The sequence below is a fragment of the Streptomyces sp. yr375 genome (assembly GCF_900110755.1).
Classification (GTDB): Bacteria; Actinomycetota; Actinomycetes; order Streptomycetales; family Streptomycetaceae; genus Streptomyces.
This window is the reverse complement of record NZ_FOFF01000065.1, coordinates 1-19,092: the sequence shown is the minus strand read 5'-3', so window position 1 is coordinate 19,092 and position 19,092 is coordinate 1. Positions and strand designations below refer to the sequence as shown.

The following is a 19,092-nucleotide window of genomic DNA, read 5'->3' as shown; positions in this document are numbered from 1 at the left end:
AGCGTCCCCGTCCTCCTCGGAGGGCGGGGACGCTTCGTCATGTTCGGGGTTGACTGCGCTGGGCGGCAACAGCTCCTGTGTAGGTCTCCTTCGTCAGGTCCTCCGGCCCGATGCCCAACTCCTCAAAGACAGCGCGGACATCGCCGAGGGCTGCGGTCACGTCGTCCTCATGCGCGAGGGTCTCGACCTCCAGGAACGTCCCGTCGATCTCCGGGACCCGCACGAGGGTGGCGAGCATCTGCCGACCGCGCGCGGTGATGTCGTAGTTCCGGCACCGCTTCTCGAACGCGATGACCTCGACATGACCGAGGCCACGGAGGATCGCGTGCGCGGCCTCCGCATCGGCGACAACCGTCTCGTGCTCGGGCTTCGACCCGGAGTCCTCGTCGACCGTCGCGCCCTTGTAGGTGAGGACCGTGCGGGTGACGTCCGCGCCGTGGACGGTACGCACCCGCAGCTCCTGGTCGGCCTTCTCCAGCGAGCCGTCCGGCCGGTCGTAGTACGTATCCTGGTACACCTCGACCCGGGCCGTGGCCCGCTCGTCGAGCAGCCGCATCACGGCTTCCGGCGCATGGACCCGGGCCTTCAACTCGGCCTCGATCACGGCCGCTCCCCTCATCTTCAGACGGTGCGCTTCGCGCCGTCGATGACCGCCTCGAACATCCTGCTGAACCCACGGAACAGCGGGCCGTGCGGCGTCGCCATCACCTTGTACAGCGCCGACTCGTGGCCCTCCCACCCGGAGTCGAAGGCACCGACGAACATGGTGGAGTCCGTGCGGATGACCCGCCAAGTGGGCAGCATCTGATACCGCCACACGCCCACGTCACCCGCGCCGGCCAACTCCCGTAGCCGCGCCTCCGCCAGCCGTACACCGCCGGCGAGGGACTCCGGGGACTCGCCGATCTCGGCCGCGCGGCGGGCCAGGGCGTCGCTGTCGGGGTCGAGGAGCGCCACCCGCACCCGGAGCCCCCGGCCACCCCGCTCTCGCGGCAGACAGGCGCGCAGCAGGCTGTCGTTCAACCCGATCAGACCGAGCCCACGCACCGCCAGGACGTCCAACTCCTGTGCGTCGCGGGCCTGCTGCCGGATCTCCTCGGCCGCCGAGTTCTGCGCCGCGTACACGCGCACCACTTCCGGGAACGCCGCCAGGTCGAACGCAGGGCCACCCGTGCGCTTCTCCCTGCTCGCGGCGAGGCCGAGGAGGTGGCGGGCGTCGTCGGGCATGTGGAGGCCGTCGGCGATCCGCTCGTACACGTCGAGCCGGGACACTTCGCGGCGGCCGTTGATGATCTCGTTGACGCGGGCCTGGGTCATCCCGGCCGCGGTCGCGATCCGTGCCTGACTCGCGCCGGCGTACTGCTGCACGTGCCGGAACACGGCACCCATGTCCCGGGCTCTGAGGGCCTGACGGACCTCGGCCTTCTCCCACGCCCAGCCGGGCAGTTCGATCGGCTCCAGTGCAGTCGGCATCGCGCGGCCCCTGGTATCGCGAACGGGATGAGAAGTCATCTCACCGTGAGATTACCGGTAGGGGATCGAGTCGACACCGTCCGTCACGCCAGCCTGACCAGGTACGTGAAATCCCGGCGACCGCGCGAACGGCCCCGGGTGTGGCCGACTGGTCTGGAGGCGACGTGGCGAGCCTACGCAGACCGAGGAATCCCCCACCATCCCCCAGGCGACCGGCATCGCGTTCTGCGCCTGGCACGAGGCCTACAGCAACACGGCCCGCCTGGTCAGGCGTCACGAAGGCGGGCGGGAACCGCGGCCTCGGCCGACGTCCCCCGTCGCCGACCGGGGCTGCATCCAGTACCCGCGAGACATGACCCGCCGTCGGCATTTCGAGCGCGCAACATCAGGCCCTCCAGGCTCGGATGGCTCATAGACTGACCAGGCTGCCACGAGAGGAAATGATCACAAATGCGCCCCCTGGATTACCGTGACTACCTGGTTGACCTGCTGAAAAACACGCCCGACGTGCAGCGCGTCGACATCATCGAAGGCGGTCCGCACCCCTATGCCCTGGCCGTGACCGCCGCAGGCAGCGAGCAGCGGTGGCAGATCATCGGGCAGCTCGCCGAGGGTGCCAAGCACGACACCCCGACCGCCGCCGTGCACGGGCAGCCGGCCGAATGGACGACCGCGCCCGCCAACGGCCCGGCGGACGCGTGGTTGGCCGCTGTCATCGGCGCGGCGGACTCGCCTGACACCAGGCTGCTTGAGGTCTGGTCGACCCGCGAGGAGAAGACGAGCGAGGGCGTGACCGTGTTCTTCCACAACGGCGAGCGCGCCTTCCTGCGGAAGTTCTAGACCCTCCCCGCCGCCGGGACCCGGCCGCGCGGGGAGTTGCACGGCACCACCTGTCAGCACCATCCACGCGATGTGAGGAGCTCGATATGGGATGCACGCACAACCACCCCGGCGCCCGCTTCGACCCGGGCGAGTGCCCGGGAAGCTGTCCGGTCTGTTACTCCACCGTCGGCGCTGACCTTGGTCAGCCGGTGGCCCAGCACCAGAAGCCGGGCTCGCGGGAGATGTGCCCGGGCTCCGGGCAGTCCGCCGTCTGACGAGCACCACACCGCGGCCCCGGCCGGCATCCCACTGCCGACCGGGGCCGCCTGGCGCTTACATGGTGGCAATTCGGCTGTTCTCGATGTAGCGCGGCCGCAAGAGTTGGTGGTGGGTGATCGGTTCCAACCTTGCCTGACCAAAGCCCCCAGGCTCGCCGCTGGAGCCTCGTTGCGCTTCTCGTCAGCGGGGCGAGCGGGCGCTTTCTAAAGGTCTTCGTGCTGTCTCGGGCCGGTCGGGCCCGGGTGGGGTGTCGGGTGGGGTGTGCGGTGTGCCGGTCGGTGTGCTGGTCGACGTACTGGTCCGTGTGCTGGTCGGCGTAACTGTGGTCATTGCCGATGGCTGAGGCCTGCGGGGGCCGAATCCTGGGTGGGAGCAGGGGGCGGCACGCGTCGGCGGCATGCGTCGGCGGCACGCGTGGGCGTACGACCACCGCGGTGCGCCGGAGACATGCGAGGGCTGGAGATCACATGAGGGACAAGCAGCACGAGCGGCCGACCGCCGCCTCGCCCGGGTTCTGTGGGCGGTATGCCGACGACAGCGGGCACCTCGTCGATTTCCTGGCGCGCACCGAGGACGAGCTGCGGGCGGTACCGCCCAAGGGGGAGCGCGACGAACGGCAGACCGCGGTCGCGGACGAGGCGCACCGTACGGCCCGTCGGGCGCGGCACCGGTTCGTCGAGGCGCACGCGGAGCATGTGTACCGGGAGCTCACCGACGACCGGAAGGCGTTTCTGCGGCTGGACGACCTCGCCTACCAGGCCTCCGAGCTGCTGCCCGGCCTCGTACCGACGAAGGAGCGGATCGAGGAGGAGCGGGCGCTGCCGCAGGGGGCGAAGGACGGGCGTGAGATCGATCAGGGGATCTTCTTCTGGGGGCTGTTGCGGTCGTGCGCCGCTGGGCGGCATCTGATGGATGCCATGCGCCGGCCGACTCTGCGGGCGCTGGCCGCGCTTCCCGGGTTCCGGGACAACGGGTACGTCGAGCTCGGGCTGGTGTCGGTGCGGCGGGACGGGGACGTCGCCGAAGTCACCGTCGACAACCACGAGTTCCTCAACGCCGAGGACGATCTGCTGGTCGCCGATCTCGAGGTGGCCGTCGACCTCGTGCTGCTCGACGACTCGGTGCGGGTCGGGGTGATGCGGGGGGCTCCCATGCGGCATCCCCGGTACGCGGGGCGGCGGGTGTTCAGCGCGGGCATCAATCTGACGCGGCTGTACCAGGGGGACATCTCGCTCCTGGACTTCTTCCTGGGGCGCGAGCTCGGCTACATCAACAAGATCTTCCGGGGCATCACGGTCGCGGACGCCGCCGGTGACTGGCTGGACGAGCCGGTCGAGAAGCCGTGGATCGGGGTCGTGGACACGTTCGCGATCGGTGGGGGCGCGCAGATCCTGCTCTGCTTCGACCATGTCGTCGCCACGGACGAGGCGTACTTCACGCTGCCCGCCCTGAAGGAGGGCATCATCCCGGGCGCGGCCAATCTGCGGTTGCCCCGGCAGGCCGGTACGCGGCTGTCGCGGCAGTCGATTCTGCACAACCGCCGGATCGACGCGGCGTCCGCCGAAGGGGCGCTGCTGGTCGACGCGGTCGTCGCACCGGATCGGGTCGAGGGCGCGGTGAGTGCCGTCGCGGAGGAACTCGCCAATCCTGCCGTGATCGCCAACCGCCGCATGCTGAACCAGCACGAGGAGCCGGCGGACGTGTTCCGGCAGTACATGGCGGCGTACGCGCTGGAGCAGTCGCGGCGGCTCTACAGCAGCGACCTCGTGGCCAACCTGGAGCGCACATGGATATCGAGGAACCGGTGACCATGAATCAGGAGGGGCTTTCCTTGCCTGTCGGGGATCCGGTGACTCTTATCGACGGTGCGGCGGGTACCGAGACCATCGACGCCGGTGTGCTGGTCGAGCTGTATCGCCGGCTGGTGCTGGGGCGGCGGTTCAACCAGCAGGCGACCGCGCTGACCAAGCAGGGGCGGCTCGCCGTCTATCCGTCCACCACCGGGCAGGAGGCCTGCCAGGTCGGTGCGGTGCTGGCGTTGGCGGACGAGGACTGGCTGTTCCCCACCTATCGGGACACGCTAGCCGTGCTGACGCGGGGCGTCGACCCGGCCGAGGTTCTCACGCTGCTGCGCGGCGACTGGCATCACGGCTGGGATCCGCACGCCCATCGCGTCGCCCCGCTGGCCACGCCGCTGGCGACCCAGACCGTGCACGCGGCCGGTCTGGCCCGGGCCGCGCAACTTCGGGGGGACTCCCTCGCCGTGCTCGCGATGATCGGGGACGGCGCGACCAGCGAGGGCGACTTCCACGAGGCGCTGAACTTCGCCGCCGTCGGGCGGTCACCGGTGGTGTTCTTCGTGCAGAACAACGGCTACGCGATCTCCGTCCCGATCGACAAGCAGACCGCGGCACCGACCCTCGCCCACAAGGCGATCGGCTACGGCATGCCGGGGGTGCGGGTCGACGGCAACGACGTCGCCGCCGTGTACGAGACGGTGCGGGCGGCGGCGGACCGGGCCCGTGCGGGCGGTGGGCCGACCCTCGTGGAGGCGCTCACCTACCGCGTCGACGCCCACACCAACGCCGACGACGCGACCCGCTACCGGGACGCGGAGGAGGTCGAGGCGTGGCTGCGGCGGGATCCCGTCGTGCGGATGGAGAACCATCTGCGCGTGCGGGGGCTGCTCGACGAGGCGATGGTGGAGGAGTTCCGGGAGGGGGCCGAGCGGATGGCCGGTGAGCTGCGGGCCCGCCTGTCCACGGATCCGGATCCGGATTCGAGTGCGGGTGCGGGTGCGGATGCGTTGAGTCTGTTCGATCACGTGTATGCGCGGCCTACGTCCCAACTGCTGGAGCAGCGCGCCCTGTTGGCGCGGGAACTGGCCGCCGGGAAGCGTGCCGCAAAGGAGGCCATCGCATGACCGCCACCGCCGCCGATCACCGGATTACGCCGGCCGGTGCGCGCACCGAGACCGTCACCATGGCGCGGGCTCTCAACCGGGCCCTGCACGATGCTCTGGCCGAGGACGACCGGGTGCATCTGATGGGGGAGGACATCGGCGCGCTGGGGGGCGTGTTCCGGGTCACCGACGGGCTCGCCGCCCGGTTCGGCGACGAACGGGTCGCGGACACGCCGATCGCCGAGTCCGGCATCCTCGGGACGGCCGTGGGCATGGCCATGTACGGGCTGCGGCCCGTCGTGGAGATGCAGTTCGACGCCTTCGCCTATCCCGCCTTCGAGCAGCTCGTCAGCCATGTCGCCAAGATGCGCAACCGCACGCGGGGCGCGCTGCCGATGCCGTTGACGATCCGGATCCCCTACGGGGGCGGCATCGGGGGCGTGGAGCATCACAGCGACGCCTCCGAGGCGTATTACGTGCACACGCCCGGCCTGCATGTCGTCGCGCCGGGGACGGTCGCCGATGCCTACGGGCTGCTGCGTGCCGCGATCGCCTCCGACGACCCCGTGGTCTTCCTGGAGCCGAAACGGCTCTACTGGTCCAAGGGCGAACTCGACCGCACGGCCCGGCTGCCCGAGCCGGGCACGGCCGCCGTACGCCGTACGGGGTCGTCCGCGACGCTCATCACCTACGGGTCGTCCCTGCCGGTGTGCCTGGAGGCGGCGGAGGCGGCGCGGGCCGAGGGGTGGGAGTTGGAGGTCGTGGATCTGCGCAGCCTCGTGCCCTTCGACGACGAGACGGTGTGCGCTTCGGTGCGGCGTACCGGGCGGGCGGTCGTCGTCCATGAGGCGAGCGGGTTCGCCGGGTTCGGCGCGGAGATCGCCGCCCGGGTGACGGAACGCTGCTTCCACTATCTGGAGGCCCCGGTGCTGCGGGTCACCGGGTTCGACATCCCGTATCCGCCGCCCGCGCTGGAACGGCACCATCTTCCCGGAGTCGACCGCATCCTCGACGCGGTGGCCCGGCTTCAGTGGGAGTCCACGTGGGAGTCCAGGACGCGGTCGGGGGGCTCGCGATGAGCGGTTCGGGTTCGGCTTCTGGTTCCGTGCGTGAGTTCACCCTTCCCGATCTGGGGGAGGGGCTCACGGAGGCGGAGATCGTACGGTGGCTCGTCGAGGTCGGCGACCTGGTGGCGGTGGACCAGGCGGTGGTGGAGGTGGAGACGGCCAAGGCGGTCGTCGAGGTGCCCTGTCCTTACGGTGGTGTCGTCACGCGGCTGTGGGGCGCGCCGGGGGAGAGTCTGGACGTCGGCTCGCCGTTGGTGTCGGTCGCGGAGGGTGGGGACCCCGGTTCCGAGTCCGACACTTCCGGGAACGTACTCGTCGGCTATGGCACGTATGCCGGTGGCGGGCGGAGGCGGCGTCTACTGCCCGAGCCGGTGGTCGGGGGCGGGGCCGGGGTCGGTGTGCGTGGTGGGCCGGTGCGGGTGCTTTCGCCGTTGGTGCGGCGGCTGGCCCGGGAGAACGGGGTCGATCTGCGGTCGGTGCGGGGGAGTGGGCCGGAGGGGCTGATCCTGCGCGCTGACGTCGTCGGCGGTGTCGGCGGTGTCGGCGGTGCCGGCGGTGTCGGCGGTGTCGGCGGTGTCGGCGGTGTCGGCGGTGCCGGCGGTGTCAGCGGTGTCGGGGTGGAACCTGTCCCGGCGGTCCCGGCCGTCCCGGTCGACGAGCCCGAGGCCGCCGTGCGGGTGCCGTTGCGTGGGGTTCGTAAGGCTGTTGCGGAGAAGCTGGCCCGTAGTCATCGGGAGATTCCGGCGGCCACTGTGTGGGTGGACGTGGATGCCACTCGGTTGCTGGAGGTCAAGGAGCGGCTCGCCGCGTCGGGGGGTCCGCGGGTCGCGCTGTCCGCTCTGCTGGCGCGGATCTGTGTCGCGGCGCTGCGGGAGTTCCCGGAGCTCAACTCCACGGTGGACACCGGGCGGCAGGAGATCGTGCGGTTCCCGGCCGTCCATCTCGGGCTGGCCGCGCAGACCGAACGGGGGCTGATGGTCCCGGTCGTCAGGGACGCGCAGTCGATGACTCTTCCCGAACTCTCGGCGGAGATCACGCGGTTGACCGGTGTCGCCCGCGACGGGACGGTGCGGCCGGGCGAGTTGTCCGGCGGCACCTTCACGCTCAACAACTACGGGGTGTTCGGGGTGGACGGTTCGACGCCGATCCTCAACCATCCCGAGGCCGCGATGCTCGGCGTCGGGCGGATTCTGCCCCGGGGATGGGTGGTTGAGGGGCGGCTCGAGGTGCGTCAGGTGTGTCAGTTGTCGCTGACCTTCGACCACCGGGTGTGTGACGGCGGGTCGGCGGCCGGGTTCCTGCGTAAGGTCGCCGACCTGATGGAGGAACCGCTGGGCCTGCTACGGCTGTTGTGAGAGGCCCGGGAGTCACAGCCGTGCCGACACCCTTGCGAGTAGCTGGGCGCGTGCCGAGTGCAGGAAGAAGTGGTCGCCGGGCAGGACGTGCACCTCGGGTGGGTCCCTGGTGAACTCGGCCCAGCCGCCCAGGGAGTTCGGTTCGGCGCGGGGGTCGTGGTCGCCGCCGAAGACCGTCACCGGGCAGGCGGGTGGCGGGGCGTCGGGTGCGGGGGTGTAGTTCGCGAGGAGGGTGAAGTCGGCCCTGAACGCGGGCAGGAGCAGCTCCATCAGTTCGGCGTTCGCCAGGACTTCGCCCGGTGAGCCGTTCAACTTGCCAATGCGTTCTACCAGTTCGGCGTCCGGCAGGGTGGGCAGGTCCTGGACGCCGGTGCTCACCAGGGACGGTGGTGGGGAGCCGGAGACGAAGATGTGCTCCGGCGACCGTCCGCGGTCCGCCTGTACGGCGCGGGCGGTCTCCCAGGCGAGGACGGCCCCCATGCTGTGGCCGAAGAAGGCGAACGGGGCGTCGACGTAGGGCCGTAGCGCCGGGACCAGGTCGGCGAGCAGCGTCGGCAGGTCGGCCACGGGTCGCTCGGCTATCCGGGTCTCCCGGCCGGGGAGGGCGATCGCGTGGAGCTCGACGCCGTCGGGGAGGTGCTCCGCCCAGCCCCGGTAGGCCCAGGTGCCGCCGCCCGCGTACGGGAAGCAGAACAGGCGCAGTCGCGTCCTGGGGCCGTTCATCGGTGTCATCGGCGTCTGTGTCAGGGGCCGGATCCAGGTGGCGGGTGTGGTGCCCGCCGTCCGCATCAGGGTCGCTCCGTCCAGCGGACGCGCAGCTCGTCGAGGTGGACGAGGCTGTCCATGACGAGTTTGGCGTCCACCCCGAAGTCGATCAGGCACGCGACCTCGTCGACGCCGGTCGCGTCCAGGCGTTCCAGCATGCGCAGGTTGTCGGGGACGGTGCCGAGCAGGCTGCCCTCGGTGAAGTAGCGCTCGAAGGAATGGTTCAGGAGCCACTCGATCTCTTCCTCGGTGGGCATCTCGTCCGGCGACAGGCCCGCCGCGCCGCCGCCGCGGATGGCCGAGAACAGATCGGCCGAGCTGCGCAGGTACCCGGTGAACGGGCCCCGGACGATCTCCTTGACCGTGTCGCGGTCCTCGCCGAGGAAGGTGTGCAGCATCAGCGTGACCTGGCCCCGGTGGTCCTCGCCGTGGTGTTCGGCCAGCTCGGCGCGGTACGCGGCGATCCGGTCGGCGAGTACGTCGATGCCCTGCCCGAGCAGGTGGGTGAGCACCCCGGCACCGAGCCGGCCGGCGGTGCGGAACGTCTCCGGGCTGCCGCCGCTGGTGATCCACATCGGCAACTGCGGCTGGACGGGCGCGGGGAAGATCCGTACGTCGACCTCCTCGCCCACGCCGTTGGGGTAGGGCACGCTCTCGCCCCGCCACAGTCGGCGGACCTGGTCGACGGTGTCGGTCAGCGACTCGCGGCGCGTCGCGTAGCCGTCCGGGTTGAGGACGAAGTCGTTGGCGTGCCAGCCGGACGCGAAGGCCACGCCCGTACGGCCGTTGGACAGGTTGTCCACGACCGACCAGTCCTCGGCGATGCGGACGGGGTGGTGCAGCGGTGCCACGACGCTGCCGGCGCGGATCGAGACGCGCTCGGTGACGGCGGCCAACGCCGCGCCGGTCACGGCCGGGTTGGGGTACAGGCCGCCGAAGGTGTGGAAGTGCCGCTCGGGCGTCCAGACCGCGCTGAAGCCGTGGGTGTCGGCGAACCGGGCACCGTCGAGCAGGAGTTGGTACCGGTTGCCGTCCGCGCTGGCGTCGTCGGCGAAGTAGAAGAGGCTGAACTCCATTGCGGTCAGCTCCCGTTCACGGTGAGCGGTGCGACGGACATGGTGGTGAGGAGCGGGGTCCCGGGCCGTGTTCCGGCCCGCTTCTCCCGCTTCTCCCGGTTCGCCCGGTACTTCTCGGTGCCGGGAACGCGAGTGCTGCGAGGGGTCATTCCGAGGTTCATTCCGAGGTTCCGCCCTTCGTCCGTCAGGTCGTCCGTCAGGTGCACGGGAGTTCGGCCCGCGCGCCCCCAAGGGTCCGTGCCGGGCCGGGTGTCGGGCATCGGCGTTCACCACCGTTACGCCGGGTCCGCCGGCCGCCGTTACGGCCGCTGTCCGACCCCCGCGTGGCTGCCGTTGTGTCCCGTCAAACCCGTGCCGCGCCGTAACGGTGGTGATCGCTGATGCGGGAGGCGGGGTGGCGGCCGGATGGTCGGAAGCGGAGTCTTCCGAGGATCAAGAGGATCAAAAGGGGTGTCGGTGGTGGCTGACCGTCTGACGGCCGGGACGGATGGCAGGGGCGGCGCGCGCACGGGCCGCCTCCCGCTGACGTCGGCCCAGCGGGGCGTGTGGCACGCCCAGCAACTGGATCCGGCCAACCCGACCTTCGTCGTCGCGCAGTACCTGGACCTGCGCGGCCCGCTCGATCCGGTCCTGCTGGACGCCGCGCTCAACCGCATGGCGGACGAGAACGAGTCCCTGCGCAGCCGCTACGACACCGACGACGACGGCGTCTGGCAGGTGGTGGGCCCGCAGGACGACGTGACGCTGCTGGTGTCCGACGTCAGCGCCGAACCCGATCCGCGCGCCGCGGCCGAGGCGTGGATGCGCGCCGACCTGACCCGCCCCGTCGACCTGCGGCGCGGCCCCGTCTACACCTGGCGGCTCTTCCTGACCGGCCCCGACCAGGCCCTGCTGTACCTGCGCGCCCACCACATCGCGATGGACGGCGCGGGCTGCGCGCTGATGGTGGAGCGGATCGCGGAGGTCTATTCGGCGCTGGTGGAGGGCCGGCCCGTGCCGGACGGACGGCTCACCGTGCTCGCCGAGATGCTGGCCGACGAGGCGGACTACCGCGTCGGCGACGAGTTCACGCGCGACCGGGCGTACTGGGCGGGGCAGCTCGCCGACCGCCCCGAGGCGGTCACGCCGGCCGGGAACTCGGCACCGCCCTCCCACGACTTCCGCACCGAGAGCGAGTGGCTGCCGGCCGCCACGGCCGTGCGGCTGCGGGAACTCGCGCGCGCCTCGGGGGTGGGGCTGAACGCGCTGCTCATCGCCGGGACGGCGCTGTACGTCCAGCGGATGACCGGTGCCGACGAGGCGGTCCTCGGCCTGTCGGTCCCCGCCCGCCGGGGATCCCGGGTGCGGGACGTGCAGGGGATGCTGTCCAACGAACTGCCGCTGCGGGTGCGCACGGGCCCCGGGACGACCGTCCGCGAGGCGGCGAAACTGGCCTCCGGCCAGGCGCGCGGACTGCTGAAGCACCAGCGCTACCGGTACGGCGACCTGCACCGGGACCTTGGCCTCGCGGGCGGCGGGCAGCGGCTGTTCGGCCCGGTCCTCAACATCCTGCCGTTCGTCTACGACATGCCGTTCGGCCCCTGCCGGGTGACACCGCACTACCTGGCCACCGGCCAGGTGGACGACCTGTCGATCACGGTCCACGACCAGGGCGGCGACGGTGCCCTGCGCGTCGTCCTCGCCACCAACCCGGCCCTGTACGACGCCGAACGCACCGCCGACCTGCTCCGCCGGTATCTGCTGCTCCTGGAGTCCCTGGCGGGGCTGGAGGTCGGGGATCCGGTGGCGAGGGTCGAGGTGACCGACGGCGCGGAGCACGCTCGGGCGCTGGCCGCGGCGGCGGGGCGCTCGGATTCGGCGGGGCAACTGGGGCCAGTGGATGGCCACTTGGTGGCCGCCCCGGCCGCGCGGGTCACGTTGCCCGAACTCTTCGAGCGGCAGGCGGCGGAGACTCCGGACGCGGTGGCCGTGACCTTCCAGGGCACCGGTCTGTCGTACGGCGGGCTGAACGCGCGGGCCAACCGGCTCGCGCGGCGGCTCGTCGGGCACGGGATCGGGCCCGAGACGATCGCAGCGCTCGCGCTGCCCCGGGGCACGGACCTCGTCGTCGCCCTGCTGGCGGTGCTCAAGACCGGTGCCGCCTACCTTCCGCTCGACCCCGACGCGCCCGCCGACCGGCTGTCCTGGATGCTCACCGACGCCGCCCCGGTCGCCGTCCTCACCGACCGCGCCACGGCCGCCCGCCTGCCGGACCACCGGGTTCCGTACCTGTTCCTGGACGACGTAACTGGTGAGGGGGAGGGTGCGGCCGTAGACCTTCGGCAGGACGAGCGGTGTCGGCCGTCGAGTCCGGACAACACCGCGTACGTGATCTACACGTCCGGGTCCACGGGGCGGCCGAAGGGGGTGGCCGTGCCGCATCACAACGTGGTGCGGCTGTTCTCCGCGACCGACGCGTCGTTCGGTTTCGGGGCCGAGGACGTCTGGACGCTGTTCCACTCGCCGGCCTTCGACTTCTCCGTGTGGGAGTTGTGGGGCGCGCTGCTGCACGGTGGCCGACTGGTCGTCGTGGACCATCTCACCAGCCGTGATCCGGCGGCCTTCCTGCGGCTGCTGGAGCGCGAGCGCGTCACCGTGCTGAACCAGACGCCGTCCGCGTTCCACCAGCTCGCCGCCGCCGACCGGGACCGGCCGCTTGGCGCTCAACTGGCCCTGCGTTTCGTGGTGTTCGGGGGCGAGGCGCTGGAGCCGGCGCTGCTCGCGGACTGGTATCGGCGGCACCCGGACACCGCGCCGGTGCTCGTCAACATGTACGGGATCACCGAGACGACGGTCCACGTCACCCGCGCCGCCCTGGACCGGGAGCTGGCCGCGACCGCCGGTGCCAGCGTGATCGGCACCGGCATCCCCGACCTGCGGGTCTACGTCCTGGACGGCCGGCTGCGGCCCCCGCCGCCCGGCACCGCCGGTGAGATGTACGTCGCCGGGCCGGGGCTGGCCCGCGGCTATCTGAACCGTCCCGGTCTGACCGCGGAACGCTTCCCCGCCGACCCGTACGCGGCCGCCTACGGCGACGCCGGCGCGCGCATGTACCGTACCGGCGACCTCGCCCGGCGCAGGCCGGACGGCACCCTCGAGTATCTGGGCCGGGCCGACGACCAGGTCAAGATCCGCGGTTTCCGTATCGAACTCGGCGAGGTCCAGGCCGCGTTGGCCGGGCACCCGGATGTCACGCATGCCGCCGTCGTCGTACGCGAGGACGTCCCCGGGGACAAGCGGCTCGTCGGCTACGTCGTGCCCGCCGGACCCGGCCGGGAACCGGCGCCCCAGGACGTGCGCGACCACGCGGCGGCCACCCTGCCCGACTACATGGTGCCGTCGGCGGTCGTGGTGCTGGACACCCTGCCGCTCACGCCCAACGGCAAGCTCGACCGCCGGGCGCTGCCCGCCCCCGAGTACCGCGCGGCGGTGAGCGGACGGGCCCCCGACGGCCCGCAGGAGCGCGCGCTGAGCGAGCTGTTCGCGCAGGTGCTGCGGCTGCCCGGGGAGGGGGCGGTCGGGGCCGACGACGGTTTCTTCGCCCTCGGCGGTGACAGCATTCTGGCGATCCAGCTCGTCAACCGGGCCCGCGCGGCGGGTCTCCCGCTCACCGCCCGGGACGTGTTCCAGCGGCCCACACCGGCGGGGCTCGCGGAGGCGGCGCTGAAGGCGGGGGCCGCCGCCGAGGTCGCTCTGCCGGGGCACGGGGTGTCGGAGGAGTCGGGGCCGGTATCGCTCACCCCGGTGATGCGGTGGCTGGCCGAGACGGGCGGTCCGATCGACCGCGCGTACCAGTCCGTGGCGCTGACCGTACCGGCCGGGCTGGGCCTGGAGCCGCTGACCGGCGCGGTGCGGACGGTCCTCGACCGGCACGCCGTCCTGCGGTCGCGGGTCGTGCCGACGGACGGCGGGTCGGGCGAGCCCGGCTGGGGTCTGGAGGTGCTGGCACCGGGGGCGGTCGCGGCCGAGGAGTGTGTGCGGCGGGTCGACGCCGACGGTCTGGACGAGACGGGGCTGCGGCTTCTGCTGGAGGAGCAGCGGGAGGCGGCGCGGGCCGAACTGAACCCCCGCGCGGGAGCGATGGTGCGGGCGGTCTGGCTGGACGCCGGTCCGGACCGGGCCGGACGGCTGCTGCTGTGCCTGCACCATCTGGTCGTCGACGGGGTGTCGTGGCGCATCCTGCTGCCCGAGCTGGAGGAGGCATGGCGGGGGTCGTCGGCCTCTTCCCGTTCTCGGCCGGCGGTTACGTCCTTCCGTGAGTGGGCGTCGCGGCTGCCCGCCCTCGCCCGTGCGCGGGAAGCCGAACTCCCGTTGTGGGCAGGGATCTTGGGCGACGGTGGCGACGACGTACCGCTCGCGGCCCGGCCGCTGGATCCGGCGCGGGACGTCGGCACCACCGTCCGGCGGATGACCGTGACGCTGGACGCCGAGCACACCGTCCCGCTGCTGTCGGCGCTCCCGGCGGCGTTCCGCGCGGGCGTCGACGAGGTGCTGCTGACCGCCCTCGCCCTGGCGGTCGCCGCCGGGCGTCCGGCCGGTGCGGGTACCTCGCTGCTGCTCGACGTGGAGGGCCACGGCCGCGTCGACATCGACCCCACGATGGACGTCTCGGGCACGGTCGGGTGGTTCACCAGCGTCTTCCCGGTCCGGATCGACCCGGGAGCGGTCGACTGGGAGGGCCGGACAGAGGGGCCGACACAGGCATATTGGCTGGGCCGGGCGCTGAAGCGGGTCAAGGAGCAGATGCGGGCGATCCCGGACGGCGGTGTCGGGTACGGCCTGCTGCGCTACCTCGCTCCCGGGACGGCGGCCCCGCTGGCGGCGCTCCCGGACCCGCAGCTCGCCTTCAACTACCTGGGCCGGTTCGACGGCACCGTGACCGGAGGCCTCGCGACCGGCGGGCAGGGCTGGACCCTGGCCGGTGACGGCATGCCGTCCGGCGGCCCGGACGACCGCGCCCCGGTCGCCCACGCGCTGGCGATCGACGCCTGGACGGCGGAGGCCGAGGACGGCACCCCGCGCCTGACCGCGACCCTCGGCTGGCCCGGCGACCTGCTGCCCGAGTCCGAGGTGCGCGAACTGGCCGACCGGTGGGTACGGGCGCTTCGGCTGCTCGCGGAGTACGGCGCGGGGTTCACGACGGTCGGTGGCGAGACGGCCGGTGACGCGGCGGGCGGTGGCGCGGCGGCCGGTGGTGCGGGCCGTACTCCGTCGGATCTCGCGCTGGTGACGCTCACCCAGGAGGAGATCGACGCGTTCGAGGCCGCCCCCGGTGGCATGGACGACGTCTGGCCGCTGTCGCCGTTGCAGGAAGGCCTGTTCTTCCACGCGCAGCTCGACGCAATCGACCCCCACACACCGGATGTGTACGTCGTCCAACTGACCCTCGACCTGGACGGCGAGGTGAACCCCGAGGCCCTGCGGGCAGCGGGGCAGGCCCTGCTGGACCGCCACCCCAACCTCCGGGCGTCCTTCCACCACAGCCGCACGGGCGAGGCCGTACAGGTGATCGCCCGGCATGCGCAACTGCCCTGGCAGGAACAGGACTTGCGAGGGCTCGGAGAAGAAGAGCAGGGCGGGGAGGTGGTTCGGTTCCTGGCCGCCGATCGCGTTCGCCGGTTCGACCCGGCCGTCGGCCCGCTGCTGCGGATGACCCTGCTGCGACTGGCCGACCGCCGCTACCGACTCGTCCTGACCAACCACCACCTGCTGTGGGACGGCTGGTCCATGCCGCTGCTGGTGAACGAGCTGTTCACGCTGTACGGCGGTGGCGGCACCGGCGCGGGTGAGTCGGCGGTGCCGACCCCGTATCGGGACTACCTGCGGTGGGTGGCGCGGCAGGACCAGGACGCGGCGCGGGACGCGTGGAGCCGGGCGCTGGCCGGGACGGACGGGCCGACGCTGGTGACGCCCGTGAACTCAACTGCTGACTCAGCCCAGTTGGGCATGCCGCAGGAGTTGACCACTGAGCTGTCTCCGGAGCTGACCGCTGCCCTGCGGTCCATGGCCCGTGCCCACGGACTGACCCTCAACACGGTCTTCCGGGGTGCCTGGGCTCTGCTGCTGTCGGCGCTGACCGGGAACGAGGACGTGGTCTTCGGCACCACCGTCAACGGCCGCCCCGAGGAGCTTCCGGGTGCCGAGTCCATGGTCGGCCTGTTCATCAACACCGTGCCGGTACGGGTCCGGCTGCACCCCGGCGAGTCCGTGGCGGAGCTGCTCGGCCGGTTGCAGGAGGAGCAGTCCGCGCTGCTCGGGCACCACCATCTGGGACTTGCGGACATCCAACGCCTCGTGGGCGTGGGCGAGTTGTTCGACACGGCCATGATCTTCGAGAACTACCCGCTCGACCGCGCCCTGCTCGACGGGCTGGTCGCCGGGGTACGCGTCACCGACGCCCAGGCCCGTGACGCCGACCACTACGCCATGAGCCTGACCGTGATCCCCGCCGACCACCTCGAACTACGCCTGCGCTACCGGCCGGACCTGTTCACCCCGGCCACCGCCAAGACGGTCACCACCCGCCTGACCAGCCTGCTCCAGGCTATGGCAGCGCTGCCACAGCGCCGGGTCGGGCAGGTGGAGCCGCTTATCTCCGGTGAGTTGGAGAGGGTCGGTGCTTGGTCGGTCGGTCCGGAGTGTGTGGTGCCGGGTGGGTCGTTGCCGGAGTTGTTCGCGGCGCGGGTGGTGAGTTCTCCGGGTGCGGTGGCGGTGGTCTCCGGCGACGTTGAGTTGTCGTACGAGGAGCTGGCCGCGCGGGTGGCGGGGTTGGCGCGGTGGTTGGTCGAGCGGGGTGTGGGGCCGGGTGAGCGCGTGGTGGTGGCGTTGCCCCGGTCGGTGGAGTTGGTGGTGGCACTGCTTGCGGTGCAGTGGGTGGGGGCTGCTTATGTGCCGGTGGATCCGGAGTATCCGGCGGAGCGGATCGCGCATATCCGTGAGGATGCGGGCGCGGCTTTGGTGCTGACGCCGGATGTGTTGCCTGGGCTGGAGGGGCTGGAGGGGCTGGAGGGGCTGGGTGATGGTCCCGGGCGTGTAATGGGTGGGGCGGCGTATGTGATCTATACGTCTGGTTCGACGGGGGTGCCGAAGGGTGTCGTCGTAGGTCAGTCGGCGTTGGTGAACTTCCTGACCTCGATGGCGGAGCGGTTCCCGATGGGGGTGGGGGAGCGGCTCGTTGCGGTGACGACCGTGGCGTTTGATATCGCGGGGCTTGAGTTGTTCCTGCCGTTGGTGCAGGGCGCTGCTGTGGTGATCGCGGACCGGGAGACCGTACGCGATCCGCACGCTCTGGCCGGGCTCGTGGTTCGGCATCGGGCGTCGGTGGTGCAGGGGACGCCGAGTCTGTGGCGGGCGGTGGTCGACGCGGTTCCGGAGGCGGTGCGGGGGCTGCGGGTGCTTGTGGGGGGTGAGGCTCTTCCGGCCGATCTGGCGTTGAAACTTGGGGAGTTGGCGGCGGACGTCACCAATCTCTACGGGCCGACGGAGACGACCATCTGGTCCACGGCGGCGGTGGTGGATGCCGGGGGTGAGGTGTCGATCGGGTCGCCGATCGGGAACACCCGGGTGCATGTGCTGGACCGGTGGTTGCGGCCGGTGGTGCCGGGTGTGGCGGGTGAGTTGTATATCGCGGGTGCGGGGTTGGCGTACGGGTATCACCGGCGTCCGGGGCTGACGGCGGAACGGTTCGTCGTCGATCCGTTCGGTGGGCCGGGGGAGCGGATGTACCGCACCGGGGATGTGGTGCGCTGGCGTACCGATGGGCGGCTTGAGTATCTGGGGCGGGCCGATCACCAGGTGAAGGTGCGGGGGCATCGGATCGAGCCCGGTGAGATCGAGGCCGTTCTTGCTGGTCAGAAGGGTGTCGGGCAGGCCGTGGTGGTGGCCCGTGAGGACGCCTCCGGTGATCGGCGACTGGTCGCCTACCTCGTACCGGCTGCGGCTTCCGGGATCCCGGACCCGGCCGTTCTGCGGGATGCGCTGGCCGCGACCCTGCCCGCGTACATGGTGCCCTCGGCGTTCGTGGTGCTTGACTCGCTGCCGTTGACGCCGAACGGCAAGCTCGACCGGGCCGCGCTGCCCGCGCCGGAGTATCAGGCGGTGGCCGGCGGGCGGGGGCCGCGTACCGCACGGGAGACGCTCCTGTGCGAGCTGTACGCCGAAGTCCTCGGAGTCGACCAGGTCGGCATCGACGACAGCTTCTTCGAGCTGGGCGGGCACTCCCTGATGGCCACCCGGCTGGTCAGCCGTATTCGGACCGTCACCGGGGTTGAGGTGTCGGTCCGGGCGGTGTTCGACGCCCCGACGGTGGCAGGGTTGGCCGCGCTGCTGGACGGTACGGGATCGGGAACGGGAACGGAGCCGAGTGGGGACCGGATCCGGGACCGGGTCCGGTTGGGGCCGGTGCCGCGTCCGGAGGCGGTCCCGCTCTCCTTCGCTCAGCAACGGCTGTGGTTCCTCAACCAGTTCGAGGGCAACCGGGCGTCCTACAACCTGCCGCTGCTGACCCGTCTGACCGGCCCGCTCGACCGTGACGCCCTCGCTGCGGCGCTGCGGGACGTGGTGGAGCGGCACGAGAGTCTGCGCACCCGCTTCCCCGACCACGAAGGCGAACCCCGCCAAGAGGTCGTACCCGCCGAGCCGCGACTCACCGTCGTCCACACCACGGAACAGGAACTGCTGCGTGAGGCTACGGCGGCCTCCGCCACCGGCTTCGACCTCGCAACCGAACTCCCCCTCCGGGCAACGCTGTTCGTGCTCGGGGAGAACAGCTACGCACTGCTTCTGGTCGTGCATCACATCGTCGCGGACGGCTGGTCGATGGCACCGCTGGCCCGTGATCTGTCGGCGGCGTACGCGGCGCGGCTGGCGGGCGGGGTGCCTGACTGGGCGGCCGAGCTGCCGGTCCAGTACGTCGACTACACGTTGTGGCAACGGGAGTTGCTGGGTTCGGAGGACGACGAGGAGAGCCTGCTGAGCCGGCAGGTCGGCTACTGGCGTCAGACCCTGGTCGGGCTTCCCGACCAACTCCAGCTCCCAACAGACCGACCACGCCCCGCCGTTGCGACCAACAGAGGTGCCGCCGTCGGCTTCACCGTCGACGAGGAACTGCACGCCGGCATCACACGGTTCGCCCGCGAGAACGGTGCGACGGTGTTCATGGTCGCGCAGGCCGCGCTGGCCGTGTTGCTGACCCGGCTCGGGGCCGGTACGGACATCCCGCTGGGCACCCCGATCGCGGGCCGCACCGACGACGCGTTGGACGATCTGATCGGGTTCTTCGTCAACAACCTCGTGCTGCGCACCGACACGTCCGG

General features: G+C 71.6%; 11 protein-coding genes. 6 read left to right on the top strand and 5 right to left on the bottom strand.

The window, feature by feature from the left end:
• Positions 1-37 precede the first annotated feature (37 nt).
• Together cyaB and BMZ82_RS36280 are read right to left on the bottom strand one after the other, a co-directional pair.
• Positions 38-604: a class IV adenylate cyclase gene (gene cyaB / locus BMZ82_RS36285; RefSeq protein ID WP_093781662.1), complete on the bottom strand. Its 567-nt coding sequence runs from the start codon at positions 602-604 to the stop codon at positions 38-40.
• 17 nt (positions 605-621) lie between these two features.
• The gene (locus BMZ82_RS36280; RefSeq protein WP_093781661.1) at positions 622-1,473 is read right to left on the bottom strand and encodes a helix-turn-helix domain-containing protein; all 852 of its coding nucleotides are present in this window, start codon (positions 1,471-1,473) and stop codon (positions 622-624) included.
• Between the two features lie 450 nt (positions 1,474-1,923).
• Between BMZ82_RS36280 and BMZ82_RS36275 the strand changes: the two genes are divergently transcribed.
• The 5 genes from BMZ82_RS36275 to BMZ82_RS36255 all read left to right on the top strand — a co-directional run bounded on the left by BMZ82_RS36275 (position 1,924) and on the right by BMZ82_RS36255 (position 7,898).
• Positions 1,924-2,313: a hypothetical protein gene (locus BMZ82_RS36275; RefSeq protein WP_093781660.1), complete on the top strand. Its 390-nt coding sequence runs from the start codon at positions 1,924-1,926 to the stop codon at positions 2,311-2,313.
• 728 nt (positions 2,314-3,041) lie between these two features.
• Complete coding sequence (dpgC, locus tag BMZ82_RS36270) at positions 3,042-4,382, top strand: (3,5-dihydroxyphenyl)acetyl-CoA 1,2-dioxygenase DpgC (protein WP_177244837.1); 1,341 nt, start codon at positions 3,042-3,044, stop codon at positions 4,380-4,382.
• Positions 4,361-5,497, top strand: a complete 1,137-nt coding sequence (pdhA, locus tag BMZ82_RS36265) for a pyruvate dehydrogenase (acetyl-transferring) E1 component subunit alpha (protein WP_093781658.1) — start codon at positions 4,361-4,363, stop codon at positions 5,495-5,497. The genes dpgC and pdhA overlap by 22 nt, the downstream gene beginning before the upstream one ends.
• Positions 5,494-6,555, top strand: coding sequence for an alpha-ketoacid dehydrogenase subunit beta (locus BMZ82_RS36260; RefSeq protein ID WP_093781657.1), 1,062 nt, complete (start codon positions 5,494-5,496; stop codon positions 6,553-6,555). The genes pdhA and BMZ82_RS36260 overlap by 4 nt, the downstream gene beginning before the upstream one ends.
• A complete protein-coding gene (locus BMZ82_RS36255) occupies positions 6,552-7,898 on the top strand; it encodes a dihydrolipoamide acetyltransferase family protein (RefSeq protein ID WP_093781681.1) in 1,347 nt (448 codons plus the stop codon). Before BMZ82_RS36260 ends, BMZ82_RS36255 begins: the two co-directional genes overlap by 4 nt.
• A gap of 12 nt (positions 7,899-7,910) precedes the next feature.
• Here the strand turns inward: BMZ82_RS36255 and BMZ82_RS36250 are convergent, their stop codons facing one another.
• The 3 genes from BMZ82_RS36250 to BMZ82_RS41080 are packed head-to-tail and all read right to left on the bottom strand — an operon-like array spanning position 7,911 to position 9,888.
• Positions 7,911-8,630 carry a thioesterase II family protein gene (locus BMZ82_RS36250; protein ID WP_177244836.1) on the bottom strand — a complete coding sequence of 240 codons (720 nt, stop codon included), beginning with the start codon at positions 8,628-8,630 and terminating at the stop codon, positions 7,911-7,913.
• Positions 8,631-8,686: 56 nt separating this feature from the next.
• Positions 8,687-9,739: an LLM class flavin-dependent oxidoreductase gene (locus BMZ82_RS36245; protein WP_093781655.1), complete on the bottom strand. Its 1,053-nt coding sequence runs from the start codon at positions 9,737-9,739 to the stop codon at positions 8,687-8,689.
• A gap of 5 nt (positions 9,740-9,744) precedes the next feature.
• The gene (locus tag BMZ82_RS41080; protein ID WP_177244835.1) at positions 9,745-9,888 is read right to left on the bottom strand and encodes a hypothetical protein; all 144 of its coding nucleotides are present in this window, start codon (positions 9,886-9,888) and stop codon (positions 9,745-9,747) included.
• Between the two features lie 310 nt (positions 9,889-10,198).
• Here BMZ82_RS41080 and BMZ82_RS36235 point away from each other — a divergent pair.
• A partial coding sequence (locus BMZ82_RS36235; RefSeq protein WP_177244834.1) for a non-ribosomal peptide synthetase occupies positions 10,199-19,092 on the top strand: 8,894 nt, incomplete at its 3' end.